Annotated in this window: 10 protein-coding genes, 2 pseudogenes and 5 other annotated features; of the genes and pseudogenes, 6 read left to right on the top strand and 6 right to left on the bottom strand. The window is 51.2% G+C overall.

The genetic code is table 11. From position 1 onward, the window contains the following. The first annotated feature begins 2 nt into the window (after nucleotides 1–2). From yehY to yehW, 3 genes are read left to right on the top strand one after another with little or no spacing between them, the layout of a single operon-like run. Nucleotides 3–1160, top strand: a complete 1158-nt coding sequence (gene yehY / locus SF2215) for a transport system permease (protein ID NP_708031.2) — start codon at nucleotides 3–5, stop codon at nucleotides 1158–1160. Further along, nucleotides 1153–2079: an ABC transporter ATP-binding protein gene (gene yehX, locus SF2214; RefSeq protein NP_708030.1), complete on the top strand. Its 927-nt coding sequence runs from the start codon at nucleotides 1153–1155 to the stop codon at nucleotides 2077–2079. Before yehY ends, yehX begins: the two co-directional genes overlap by 8 nt. A 4-nt stretch (nucleotides 2080–2083) precedes the next feature. Continuing rightward, on the top strand, nucleotides 2084–2815 hold the full coding sequence (yehW, locus tag SF2213; protein NP_708029.1) for a transport system permease: 732 nt from the start codon (nucleotides 2084–2086) through the stop codon (nucleotides 2813–2815). Between the two features lie 147 nt (nucleotides 2816–2962). Then, nucleotides 2963–4959, bottom strand: a sequence feature (Similar to Escherichia coli K12 transcriptional regulator gi: 1788448 (244 aa). BLAST with identity of 98% in 666 aa. This CDS has been disrupted by insertion. The sequence has been checked and is believed to be correct.). Next, nucleotides 3419–4724: a mobile genetic element, on the bottom strand. Its footprint overlaps the feature before it by 1306 nt. Here the strand turns inward: yehW and SF2212 are convergent. From SF2212 to insA, 4 genes and pseudogenes are all read right to left on the bottom strand, one after another. Beyond that, nucleotides 3461–4344, bottom strand: a pseudogene (locus tag SF2212). Its footprint overlaps the feature before it by 884 nt. Next, entirely contained in the window at nucleotides 4344–4670 is a 327-nt protein-coding gene (locus SF2211; protein NP_708027.1) for an insertion sequence element IS629 protein, read from the bottom strand. Before SF2211 ends, SF2212 begins: the two are co-directional and overlap by 1 nt. A gap of 394 nt (nucleotides 4960–5353) precedes the next feature. After that, nucleotides 5354–6121: a mobile genetic element, on the bottom strand. Further along, nucleotides 5369–5764 carry an insertion element IS1 protein InsB gene (gene insB, locus SF2209; RefSeq protein NP_708026.1) on the bottom strand — a complete coding sequence of 132 codons (396 nt, stop codon included), beginning with the start codon at nucleotides 5762–5764 and terminating at the stop codon, nucleotides 5369–5371. Its footprint overlaps the feature before it by 396 nt. Further along, nucleotides 5791–6066, bottom strand: coding sequence for an insertion element IS1 protein InsA (insA, locus tag SF2208; RefSeq protein ID NP_708025.1), 276 nt, complete (start codon nucleotides 6064–6066; stop codon nucleotides 5791–5793). It lies within the feature at nucleotides 5354–6121. Before the next feature lie 459 nt (nucleotides 6122–6580). On the opposite strand from insA, the gene SF2206 reads away from it, so the two are divergent. From SF2206 to SF2204, 3 genes are read left to right on the top strand one after another with little or no spacing between them, the layout of a single operon-like run. Further along, a complete protein-coding gene (locus SF2206; RefSeq protein NP_708023.1) occupies nucleotides 6581–7069 on the top strand; it encodes a tail fiber assembly protein in 489 nt (162 codons plus the stop codon). Between the two features lie 23 nt (nucleotides 7070–7092). Next, nucleotides 7093–8382, top strand: coding sequence for a tail fiber protein (locus SF2205; RefSeq protein NP_708022.2), 1290 nt, complete (start codon nucleotides 7093–7095; stop codon nucleotides 8380–8382). Nucleotides 8383–8426: 44 nt separating this feature from the next. Beyond that, the gene (locus tag SF2204) at nucleotides 8427–8936 is read left to right on the top strand and encodes a bacteriophage protein (RefSeq protein NP_708021.3); all 510 of its coding nucleotides are present in this window, start codon (nucleotides 8427–8429) and stop codon (nucleotides 8934–8936) included. Nucleotides 8937–9115: 179 nt separating this feature from the next. After that, nucleotides 9116–12097 (bottom strand) — a sequence feature (Similar to Shigella flexneri IpaH9.8 gb: AAC23714.1 (545 aa). BLAST with identity of 77% in 994 aa. This CDS has been disrupted by insertion. The sequence has been checked and is believed to be correct.). Here SF2204 and ipaH_6 read toward each other — a convergent pair. Then, nucleotides 9116–12097: pseudogene (gene ipaH_6 / locus SF2202) on the bottom strand. It overlaps the preceding feature by 2982 nt. Further along, nucleotides 10156–11484 (bottom strand) — a mobile genetic element. Its footprint overlaps the pseudogene before it by 1329 nt. Continuing rightward, nucleotides 10169–11377 (bottom strand): insertion element iso-IS10R transposase, encoded by a 1209-nt coding sequence (locus tag SF2203; protein NP_708020.1) that lies wholly within the window; start codon nucleotides 11375–11377, stop codon nucleotides 10169–10171. (Overlaps the previous feature by 1209 nt.) The pseudogene ipaH_6 and the gene SF2203 overlap by 1209 nt, the downstream one beginning before the upstream one ends. Nucleotides 12098–12333 lie beyond the last annotated feature (236 nt).

Here is a 12333-nt window from a genome sequence, read left to right as displayed (position 1 = left end):
CCGTGACTTATCTACGTATTAATCCTGTTCTGGCGCTGCTGTTGTTGCTGACGGCAATCGCAGCGGCGCTGCCGTTTATCAGTTACGCGCCTAATCGTTTAGTCTCGGGTGAAGGGCTTCATCTCTGGCAACTGTGGCCGCAAACGATCTGGATGCTGGTGGGCGTTGGTTGCGCCTGGCTGACAGCCTGTTTTGTCCCCGCTAAAAAAGGCAGCATTTTTGCACTCATTCTGGCGCAATTCGTCTTCGTATTGTTGGTGTGGGGAGCTGGAAAGGCGGCGACCCAACTGGCGCAAAATGGCAGTGCGCTGGCGCGTACCAGCCTCGGCAGAGGTTTCTGGCTGGCTGCGGCGCTGGCATTGCTGGCCTGTAGCGATGCCATCCGCCGAATCTCCACGCATCCGCTGTGGCGCTGGTTGTTGCATATGCAGATTGCCATTATTCCGCTGTGGTTGCTGTACTCCGGCACGCTTAACGATCTCTCACTAATGAAAGAATACGCCAACCGTCAGGATGTGTTTGACGACGCGCTGGCACAACATCTGACGTTGCTGTTTGGTGCGGTGCTGCCTGCGTTAGTGATTGGTGTGCCGTTGGGCATCTGGTGCTACTTTTCCACTGCGCGGCAGGGGGCAATTTTTTCTCTGCTCAATGTCATTCAGACCGTGCCTTCGGTGGCGCTCTTTGGCCTGTTGATTGCGCCGCTTGCCGCGCTGGTTACGGCCTTTCCGTGGCTGGGGAAGCTCGGCATAGCAGGAACCGGAATGACACCCGCACTGATTGCGCTGGTGCTCTATGCCTTGCTGCCGCTGGTGCGAGGCGTGGTAGTCGGTTTGAACCAGATCCCGCGCGATGTGCTGGAGAGCGCCAGAGCGATGGGGATGAGCGGGGCGCAGCGTTTCCTGCATGTTCAGTTACCGCTGGCGTTACCGGTATTTCTGCGCAGCCTGCGGGTGGTGATGGTGCAAACTGTAGGTATGGCGGTGATTGCGGCGTTAATCGGCGCAGGCGGTTTTGGTGCGCTGGTTTTCCAGGGGCTGCTAAGCAGCGCCATTGATTTAGTGTTGCTGGGGGTGATCCCGGTAATTGTTCTGGCGGTGCTTACCGACGCGCTGTTCGATTTGCTTATCGCACTGCTGAAGGTGAAACGTAATGATTGAATTTAGCCATGTCAGCAAACTGTTCGGCGCACAAAAAGCCGTTAACGATCTCAATCTCAATTTTCAGGAAGGGAGTTTTTCGGTGCTGATTGGCACATCTGGCTCCGGCAAATCCACCACCCTGAAAATGATTAACCGCCTGGTGGAGCATGACAGCGGAGTGATCCGCTTTGCCGGAGAAGAAATTCGCTCGCTGCCAGTACTGGAGTTGCGCCGCCGGATGGGCTATGCCATTCAATCTATTGGCCTGTTCCCCCACTGGAGCGTGGCGCAAAACATCGCTACCGTGCCGCAATTACAAAAATGGTCGCGGGCGCGGATTGACGATCGTATCGACGAATTAATGGCGCTACTGGGGCTGGAGTCAAATTTGCGTGAGCGTTATCCGCATCAGCTTTCCGGTGGTCAGCAGCAACGTGTGGGAGTGGCGCGTGCACTGGCTGCCGATCCGCAAGTCTTACTGATGGATGAACCTTTTGGCGCACTGGACCCGGTAACGCGCGGCGCGTTGCAACAAGAGATGACGCGCATTCACCGTTTGCTGGGGCGCACTATTGTGCTGGTCACTCATGATATTGATGAGGCGCTACGGCTGGCAGAACATCTGGTATTGATGGATCACGGTGAAGTGGTGCAGCAGGGGAATCCGCTGACGATGCTGACTCGTCCGGCGAATGATTTTGTCCGCCAGTTTTTTGGACGTAGTGAACTGGGGGTGCACCTGCTTTCGTTACGTAGCGTGGCGGATTACGTGCGTCGCGAAGAACGGGCAGAAGGTGAGGCACTGGCAGAAGAGATGACGCTACGCGATGCGCTCTCCCTGTTTGTCGCGCGGGGATGCGAGGTGCTGCCGGTGGTGAACACGCAGGGCCAGCCTTGCGGCACGCTGCATTTTCAGGATCTGCTGGTGGAGGCGTAAGCGTATGAAGATGTTGCGCGATCCGCTGTTCTGGCTCATTGCTCTTTTTGTGGCGCTGATTTTCTGGCTGCCTTACAGCCAGCCGCTGTTTGCTGCCTTGTTCCCACAACTGCCACGACCCGTTTATCAGCAAGAAAGTTTTGCAGCTCTGGCACTGGCTCATTTCTGGCTGGTGGGAATTTCGAGTTTGTTTGCGGTGATCATTGGCACAGGTGCTGGAATTGCTGTTACTCGCCCGTGGGGCGCGGAATTTCGCCCACTGGTGGAAACTATTGCCGCCGTTGGACAGACTTTTCCGCCTGTCGCAGTGCTGGCGATTGCCGTTCCGGTGATCGGCTTTGGTCTGCAACCAGCGATTATCGCCTTGATCCTTTACGGTGTGCTGCCCATCCTGCAGGTGACACTTGCCGGGCTGGGAGCGATTGATCCCAGCGTGACAGAAGTTGCGAAAGGTATGGGAATGAGTCGAGGTCAGCGACTGCGTAAGGTCGAGCTACCGCTGGCGGCTCCGGTGATTCTGGCGGGCGTGCGAACTTCGGTGATTATCAACATTGGTACGGCGACGATCGCCTCAACGGTAGGGGCCAGTACGCTGGGTACGCCCATCATCATCGGGCTTAGCGGATTTAATACCGCGTATGTGATCCAGGGGGCGTTACTGGTGGCACTGGCGGCGATCATCGCAGACCGCCTGTTTGAAAGGCTGGTGCAGGCGCTTAGCCAGCACGCAAAATAAAGGTATAACCTGCGAGCATGACGCCACCAATTCCGCCTAACGCCATAAACAGGAACAGGGCGATGACCCCAATTTTAGCTATGCGCATAATGCACTCCTTATGTTAACGAAAGGATTGTACAGTAAAGCGCATTTGTTAACGAATCATTAAATACCGAGTGGGAAAATATCATGGCCTTGTTCTTGCCAACTGGTGAGTTGCTGCTGTTGGGCGGAGGTTCGATTTTCACCGCACCACACCAGCAATGTACGGCCTTCGAATAGTTCAGGGCGTAGTTGATTGAGCGAGTGGGCGAGCGAGGACATCAATGCGCCATCCTTGTTGACTGGCAATCCAGCCCTCCAGCCACAGACGGGTGGTATCCTGAATATTCCAGCCAACCACCAGCGCATCTTTACCCTGTTTTTTACGTGCCGAAGCCAGACAAATGGCGATGTAGTTGATCAGTACGCCGTCGAGGATCGCCAGCAGCGCCTGGAGAGTCGGTTGTTGGCACTGAAGCCGTCGGCGCAGAGGAATAAACAGATGTGTGGTGAGTGTCTGGGCGGGGTAATCCTGACCGCGCTCTTTGATCCACGTTCGCAGGCTATGTAGATTGCCGCTGAACCGCCCCGGGTTTCCTGGAGAGTGTTTTATCTGTGAACTCAGGCTGCCAGATCATCGTTTCCGATGGAAGCATAATAAGCTTTTTCTGCTTCTGCCGGAGGGATGTGGCCCAGCCTTTCCAGCAATCGTCGATTGTTATACCAGTCCACCCACGTTAGTGTGGCCAGTTCCACTTCTGCACGGTTTTTCCAGCTCTTACGGTGTATTACCTCCGCTTTGTAAAGACCATTGATGCTCTCCGCCATCGCGTTGTCATACGAGTCGCCTGTACTTCCTGTTGATGCCAGTAATCCGGCTTCCTTAAGCCGCTGTGTGTAGGCCAGCGATACATACTGAGAACCTTTATCACTGTGATGGACCGTGCCGGACGGTCGACGGGCCCATAACGCCTGCTCCAGTGCATCCAGCACGAATGTCGTTTCCATGGACGATGAGACCCGCCACCCCACGATGTATCCGGCAAACACATCAATGATGAACGCCACATAGACGAAGCCCCGCCATGTGCTGACGTAAGTAAAATCAGCCACCCACAGCTGGTCAGGTCGTTCTGCCACGAACTGACGGTTTACGCGGTCGCCTGCGGCAACGGCTTTCCGGCCGATGGTCGTACGGACCTTTTTACCCCGGAGAACACCGGCAAGTCCCATAACCGCCATGAGACGTGCCACAGTGCATCTGGCCACTCTGATACCTTCCCGTAACAACTGACGCCAGACTTTACACCGTATACCTTGTGATTTTCATCGTATACGCGCTGTATCTCTTTCTTCAGCCAGTCATCGCGCTGCGCACGGGCACTGCATTTATCCGGATGATGTCGCTGTTGCTGACAGTGGTAATACGTTGACGGGGCAATATGCAGTTCGCTGCATAGCGGTCCGCCCCCGTACTGCTCACGCAGCTTATCCAGCAGTGGCATCATTTTTTCCAGAGGCGGTCGAACTCCGCCTTCGCAAAATAAGCGGAAGCCTGGCGAAGGATATCGTTACTGCGGCGCAGTTCACGATTTTCACGCTCCGGCTCTTTCAGACGCTGACGTTCAGCGGTGGTGAGCCCTCCATCACCGCCCCCGGTATCCCGCTCATGCTGGCGACCCCAGACACGCAGAGTCTCCGGCGTACAGCCAATCTTTGGAGCAATGGAACAAATTGTCGCCCATTGTGAGTCATATTCGCCCTGACTTTCCAGAACCATACGGACTGCCCGTTGACGGACTTCGGGGGAAAAACGAGTATTTTTAGTCATCCTGTTTACCTCTTTCTCAGGAAGTTTAGTCTCCAGGATTCCCGGGGCGGTTCACGCTTTGCAGGTAAGTCAGTAATGTTTCTTGCTGATCGCGCCAGACGTTCTGCACATCAACATTTTCATTACTGAGCAGTATTTTAACTTTGCTGACCTGCACGCCGTTGTCGATCCAGCGTTTGATCTCGCGGATCCGGTCAATATCGGCATCGTTGAACAGCCGATGACCGCCGTCTGTCCGTTGCGGTTTCAGCAATCCGTAACGCCTCTGCCACGCGCGTAACGTGACAGGGATTAAAGGTAAACCAATTGATTTTGCAAGTTTTTATTTTACCCCGCTTTCTTATGGGGCATGCATGGGACACTTTCAGATAGTCTTCTGTTAAGAAGTTCTATCTGTTCGTGATTGTTGTCTTTCATCCATGCTCCGTAAACATTGAATACCATTTGTGCGTTTGTGTGGCCCATCTGGCTTGCGATAAAACTAGGATTAGCTCCTGCGGCAAGTGACCAGCATGCATAGGTATGCCTGGATTGATACGATTTTCTGTGTCTCAGACCTGCGCGTTTTAAGATACTTGTCCATGACTCCCTGATGGAGTCAACCTTATAGTGCGGTCCGGAAAACTGCCGCTGTTTTATTACCTGAGGACTAAAAACAAAAGTGCATTTATGCACAGTACTTCGGTAATGACTCCAACTTACTGATAGTGTTTTATGTTCAGATAATGCCCGATGGCCTTGTCATGCAGCTCCACCGATTTTGAGAACGACAGTGACTTCCGTCCCAGCCTTGCCAGATGTTGTCTCAGATTCAGATTATGTCGCTCAATGCGCTGAGTGTAACGCTTGCTGATAACGTGCAGCTTTCCCTTCAGGCGTGATTCATACAGCGGCCAGCCATCCGTCATCCATACCACGACCTCAAAGGCCGACAGCAGGCTCAGAAGACGCTCCAGTGTGGCCAGAGTGCGTTCACCGAAGACGTGCGCCACAACCGTCCTCCGTATCCTGTCATACGCGTAAAACAGCCAGCGCTGACGTGATTTAGCACCGACGTAGCCCCAATGTTCGTCCATTTCAGCGCAGACAATCACATCACTGCCCGGTTGTATGCGCGAGGTTACCGACTGCGGCCTGAGTTTTTTAAGTGACGTAAAACCGTGTTGAGGCCAACGCCCATAATGCGTGCACTGGCGCGACATCCGACGCCATTCATGGCCATATCAATGATTTTCTGGTGCGTACCGGGCTGAGAGGCGGTGTAAGTGAACTGTAGTTGCCATGTTTTACGGCAATGAGAGCAGAGATAGCGCTGATGTCCGGCAGTGCTTTTGCCGTTACGCACCACGCCTTCAGTAGCGGAGCAGGAAGGACATCTGATGGAAATGGAAGCCACGCAAGCACCTTAAAATCACCATCATACACTAAATCAGTAAGTTGGCAGCATTACCGAAAAATGCAGCGTTTTATTTGTGGGGTAATCCATCCAGGCCTGTTGTTGCAGAGCTTGGTGATGATTCAGGCTGGCATTTTTTCAGCCAGAGAAACCCGGATAACAGCATAGTGTTCACTGTTAACGGACAGGTAATTCCGTTAAATTACGGAAACTTCGATGCCCGCTATAAATATCGAACAGAGGGGGTACAGGATGTACGGTATGGCCATGAAATGTATTACAGCCCCGGCAGTAACACCGTTTCGTGGAGATTTTGCGCACCTTCGGGACACGGGCTGTCAGGGATGGCGATATCGGATACCGGCCGTAACTCAGCGGATAACGTTGACGGTGTGTATTACCGACCACTGCAAAAACTGATTAATGGCACCTGGTATAACGTAGCGAGTATTTAACAATGTTGCATTTAAAAAATATTACTGCGGGTAATCCGAAAACAGCAGAACAATATCAGATGACAAAACGATATTCGGTCACCTGGCTTTTTTCAGAAGACGGAAAAAACTGGTATGAAGAGCTGAAGAATTTCGCCAGCGACACAATAAAAATAGCTTACACCGGAGATGGTCGCGTGGTGTGGGTCGGTAAGGATGTGACAGGCATCGAGCCACGCAATGCCAGCGTTATCGAAGTTCCGGATATTACCGCTAACCGACGGATTACCGCGCCGGGTTACTGGTTTTACCGCAATGATGAATTTGTCTTTGACTACAGACTCAAAGCGGAAGATGAGCGTGATGCCCTTCTGGCTCAGGTCAGTGCCCGGACAGGGGAATGGGAAGAAGACCTGCTGCTGGGGTTAATCAGCGACGAAGATAAAGAAAAGCTGAAAGCCTGTCGTATTTACGCGAAATCGCTGCAGGCGATGGATTTCAGCACCATCACTGATAAATCCTCATACAACGCCATTGAATGGCCCGCCTCTCCGGAAGGTTCTTCCTGATTTAATTTATCGCGAGAAAAACAATGTCTGTAGTGATATCAGGTGCGCTGACTGATGGCGCAGGTATCCCCATGTCCGGATACCATATTATTCTGAAATCCCGGGTAAACACCCCGGAAGTGGTGATGAACACTGTTGCTGATGTGATGGCAGGAAACGATGGTGAATACTGTTTCCATGCGCGGACTGGAAAATATGGTGTGTATCTGAAACAGGACTGGCGCAACGAGTACAACGTTGGCGACATTGCTGTATATGAGGACTCAAAGCCCGGCACGCTGAATGACTTTCTGATTGCTCCTGATGAGGGCGACCTGAAACCGGATGTCGTCAAACGCTTTGAGGAAATGGTGGCGCAGGCGCAGCAGAGCGCCGGGGCCGCAGCCGGAAACGCACAGCAGACGGCGCAGGATGTGGCGGCAGCCGCAGGTTATGCCCGCGCAGCAGAGCAGGCCAAAAATGACATTGATGCTGCGCTGACCGGCACTCTGAAAACGGCTAACCATCTGTCTGAAACCGCAGCAGCAGGCGAAAAGGCACAACAGAAGTCCCGGGATAATCTGGGGCTGAAAAGTGCGGCCACGATGGAAGCACAGAGCGACATTTACGACCGGACAAAAGGCCGTCTGGCGATACCCGGCGCATTCGGCTTTGGGTGTGCTTTTCTGCCTGAAGATGTTATCCGTTTTGACACTAAGAGTGATTTCCTGGCCTGGGTAAGGAATGCGCTGCCAGGTGAATATTCCGTTGCTGGCCCCTACGGCATCATCATACCCGACACACGGTTTGAAGGGGTGCTCAGCATCCGGTGGACTGATGCACGCCCTGAGACAACAGAACCGCGGTACAGAGCCAAATCCCTTACTTTTTACGGCATTAACGGCCCCATTTATCACACCCGCTACTGCTACTGGCCCATATCCAGACTGACTGGCTGGGTGAAAATAAATATAACCACAGAAGATATTATTTACAGAATCGTGGCGAGCTCTGTCCGCAACAGATGGGGAGACCCTGACATTGGCGGGCTGATTATTGCTGCGTACCAGGGAGAAGCTGACGGTGATAAAGTCATCAGACTTGTCAGGGGGCAGTCATACAGAGGCTCACGACTGGGACCGGTGGGGATTTCAGTGCCCAGTACTCCCACCGGAACGTATATAGTATCCCCACAATTTTTCATTACGGGATGTTCAGAGCATTCATTACCGGGGTCATATTGCGCCCTGTCCGGGGTGCCGGATGCACATGTCTCTGGCGCAATGCCCGGGCTTTTTATTCGCACATCGAGAGGAATGCACCGTGGAAATTAAAAAAATCATTAATCCCCGTTATACCGAAAGTGGCGCAGTAGACTGTGACGTTTTTTTTTGACGACAGGGACCAGGCAGTCCCCTACACAGCCACCGCTGATGATGTCGCACCGACGGGTCAGCAAATCTGGCAGGAACTGCAAAGTGGCAAATGGGGTGAGATAGCCCCATTCACTGTGACACCAGAAATGCTGGAAGCGGCCAGAGAGGCCAGACGTCAGGAAATTGAAGCATGGCGCACAGAACAGGAGGCGAAGCCGTTCACGTTTGAATGGAACGGTCGTATCTGGAATGCTGGCCCCGACTCACTGGGCCGCCTGTCCCCGGTAGTCATGCTGGCAAAATCTGTCACAGCACAAACACATATGGCGTGGAGCGATGCCGATAATCAGCAGGTGAAACTGTCGATGCCGGAACTGGAAGAACTGGCGGCAGCAATGGTGCAGGCGCAGGTCGATCGCAACGATGAGATTTATCGCCGTCAGCGTGAAATGAAAGAGGAGCTGAGCGGTCTGGATGATTTGGCTTCAATTCGGGCGTTTGACGTTGAGTAATGAATAAGCCGCAACTGGCGGAATCACAGAAGACCGCTTTGCTTACCGAAGCGGAGTCTGTCATCCGGCAGCCGGGGCGTGCTGTCAGGCTGAACAGGGAAACGGATGAATCAGGGGAGGCCCGGGGGCGGGCCTCCGTTTTTCCGGAGTCAGTCCGGTCTGTGGTTTATGCGATGTGATTATGAATGGTGCAGTTGTGAGCCGTTTTCAGGCAATCGCAGGGCCAGTACCTCGTCAGTCAGCTGACGGTAAATCTGCTGTTCAGTCTCACGCATCACCTGTGCACCGGCTTCCCTCTCCGCATCCGCATCACCGCTCAGACCTGATGCTTTCAGCCGGTCAGCCACCCTCTGAGGGTACTCATTCTCCAGCATCTCATATTTCTGCTCTTCTGCCTGCGCCCAGCGGTCAGCTTCCGTACGCTTCAGTACAGCATGCCATGGTCCCCAGAGGGAGAACCAGTCCGTAAATTCATTCTCTTCACGGCTTCTGACCATGGCTTCGGCAGTGCGGAGGTCATTTGCTGTCACTCCCGACACGCCATAGAAACGCATTTCCTTCACGGCAGTGGAGAGCTGAAGTTTCTCTGCGAGCATGGTCTGGAAGGCCAGGTAGACTTCTATCTCATCCACAAAATGGAGAGTTCTGACTTTATCCCGGGCAATGTCCTCCAGAATTTCGAGGCGGAACATTTCCCTGCCCAGGGAGAGCAGAGCGCCGGTATCATTATCGAAAAGGCCTTCTGATGCCTGATGGACCAGGAGGGTTTTCCGGAGATTGTTCCATGTGAGCGCGACACGGTCCTCACAGCTCTCAGTGGCATCAGCAGCAACAGCGAAAGACTGCTGTCGAAGCTCCGCAGAGGCACTGAGTTTTTCCAGCCATGCAGCGACCTGTTCACGGAATCCGGAGGTATTGCGTGCAGAGACGGTATCGGAAAGGCGGTCAAGGAACGCGGAAAAGGTGTTGGCGTGCTCTTCATGTTCAAAAGCATGCCATATCTGTGATACATCAGATTGTTTGTTTTCCGGGAACCATGCTGTCACGGCATCAGCCAGGGGGCGATGGAGTGTATTCTGTTGTCCGTCACTCATGGAGAAGTAAATCCGTGGGCCGTGGTAGTCCGGTTGGGCGGTTTGTTGTAACAAAGTTTGCATTATTCTGGGAGATAGTTGATTTTCTCTAAGATTGACAACGCTATCAGAACTGAGGCCAAGTACTGAGAGATCCCCTCATAATTTCCCCAAAACGTAACCATGTGTGAATAGATTTTGAGTAAGCAGGGTTGCAGCCACGAGTGAGTCTTCCCTTGTTATTGTGTAGCCAGAATGCCGCAAAACTTCCATGCCTAAGCGAACTGTTGAGAGTACGTTTCGATTTCTGACTGTGTTAGCCTGGAAGTGCTTGTCCCAACCTTGTTTCTGAGCATGAACGCCCGCAAGCCAACATGTTAGTTGAAGCATCAGGGCGATTAGCAGCATGATATCAAAACGCTCTGAGCTGCTCGTTCGGCTATGGCGTAGGCCTAGTCCGTAGGCAGGACTTTTCAAGTCTCGGAAGGTTTCTTCAATCTGCATTCGCTTCGAATAGATATTAACAAGTTGTTTGGGTGTTCGAATTTCAACAGGTAAGTTAGTTGCTAGAATCCATGGCTCCTTTGCCGACGCTGAGTAGATTTTAGGTGACGGGTGGTGACAATGAGTCCGTGTCGAGCGCTGATTTTTTCGGCCTTTAGAGCGAGATTTATACAATAGAATTTGGCATGAGATTGGATTGCTTTTAGTCAGCCTCTTATAGCCTAAAGTCTTTGAGTGACTAGATGACATATCATGTAAGTTGCTGATAGGTTTCCAGTTTTCCGCTCCTAGGTCTGCATATTGGACTTTTCCTCTTACTCGACTTAACCAGTACCAACCCAGCTTCTCAACGGATTTATACCATGGCACTTTAAAGCCAGCATCACTGACAATGAGCGGTGTGGTGTTACTCGGTAGAATGCTCGCAAGGTCGGCTAGAAATTGGTCATGAGCTTTCTTTGAACATTGCTCTGAAAGCGGGAACGCTTTCTCATAAAGAGTAACAGAACGACCGTGTAGTGCGACTGAAGCTCGCAATACCATAAGCCGTTTTTGCTCACGGATATCAGACCAGTCAACAAGTACAATGGGCATCGTATTGCCCGAACAGATAAAGCTAGCATGCCAACGGTATACAGCGAGTCGCTCTTTGTGGAGGTGACGATTACCTAACAATCGGTCGATTCGTTTGATGTTATGTTTTGTTCTCGCTTTGGTTGGCAGGTTACGGCCAAGTTCGGTAAGAGTGAGAGTTTTACAGTCAAGTAAGGCGTGGCAAGCCAACGTTAAGCTGTTGAGTCGTTTTAAGTGTAATTCGGGGCAGAATTGGTAAAGAGAGTCGTGTAAAATATCGAGTTCGCACATTTTGTTGTCTGATTATTGATTTTTGGCGAAACCATTTGATCATATGACAAGATGTGTATCTACCTTAACTTAATGATTTTGATAAAAATCATTAGGGGATTCATCAGGGCCAAGTATGCTTTCCGGAATTGCCGTGATCCGGTTCTGATTAAGCCAGAATATTCTTATAATATGATCATCTCTTTCTGGAAAATCTGGTATTACTTCCAAAGCATTTCTGGCTGCATCAAGTAATTCCAATGACATTGGTAACCTCGGAAGTACAGACAGGTGATTGTCACTTACATTAATATATTCTAGTGACGCAGGTAATTCAGGAAGTGCGAACAAATGGTTATCACTCACATTTATATATTCCAGCGACACTGGTAATTCAGGAAGTGCAGATAATTGATTACTGCTTGCATTCAGCTCTTTCAATGCCCTTGGTAGCTCGGGGAGCATTGATAGTTGGTTATTGCTTACATTAATTTCATCAAGATTGTCAGGCAATCGTGGTAGAGATCTGAGACCTAAACAAGATAAGTCCAACGATGTTTCACTGTTCTCCAGACATAATTGGAGCCGGGTAAAAGCAGTTTCCCTGTTTTCTCCGGAAATGCTGTTTTTAGTCCATTCAACCCATTCGGAGAGATAATTATTGTGAACATTGTCGATTGATGTAGTTCTGTAAAAAGAGACGTTTCCAGTGGATAGGGGGGGATTATTTACAGGAAGCATAATAACCTCGCAGAAGGATATCCTGATAAAATGTGATACTGGGGAATAATAAGCTGAAATAAAATGTTTCAGGATTGAAATTTATTGTTTTCATTTTAAGGAAGTGATGTTGATTTAACTGTAAAAAAACGATACTATTTTCTTAGATGGTAAATGTCTCGCCTGTGCTATATTTTGTTTTTCGGTTAGTTAAATATCGTACGTTCATATTTGAACGTTCTGCCGGAATGCATTAT

The organism is Shigella flexneri 2a str. 301, assembly GCF_000006925.2.
Classification (GTDB): Bacteria; Pseudomonadota; Gammaproteobacteria; order Enterobacterales; family Enterobacteriaceae; genus ECMA0423.
Note: the sequence above shows the minus strand (reverse complement) of the source record. Positions and strands in the feature narration are given on the sequence as shown.

What these genes read in the sequence shown, in the direction of transcription:
- SF2206 (NP_708023.1), top strand. Translation starts at nt 6,581, where the DNA reads ATGACAAAACGATATTCGGTCACCTGGCTTTTTTCAGAAGACGGAAAA.
- SF2211 (NP_708027.1), bottom strand. Translation starts at nt 4,670, where the DNA reads ATGACTAAAAATACTCGTTTTTCCCCCGAAGTCCGTCAACGGGCAGTC.
- SF2203 (NP_708020.1), bottom strand. Translation starts at nt 11,377, where the DNA reads ATGTGCGAACTCGATATTTTACACGACTCTCTTTACCAATTCTGCCCC.
- yehW (NP_708029.1), top strand. Translation starts at nt 2,084, where the DNA reads ATGAAGATGTTGCGCGATCCGCTGTTCTGGCTCATTGCTCTTTTTGTG.
- yehX (NP_708030.1), top strand. Translation starts at nt 1,153, where the DNA reads ATGATTGAATTTAGCCATGTCAGCAAACTGTTCGGCGCACAAAAAGCC.
- SF2205 (NP_708022.2), top strand. Translation starts at nt 7,093, where the DNA reads ATGTCTGTAGTGATATCAGGTGCGCTGACTGATGGCGCAGGTATCCCC.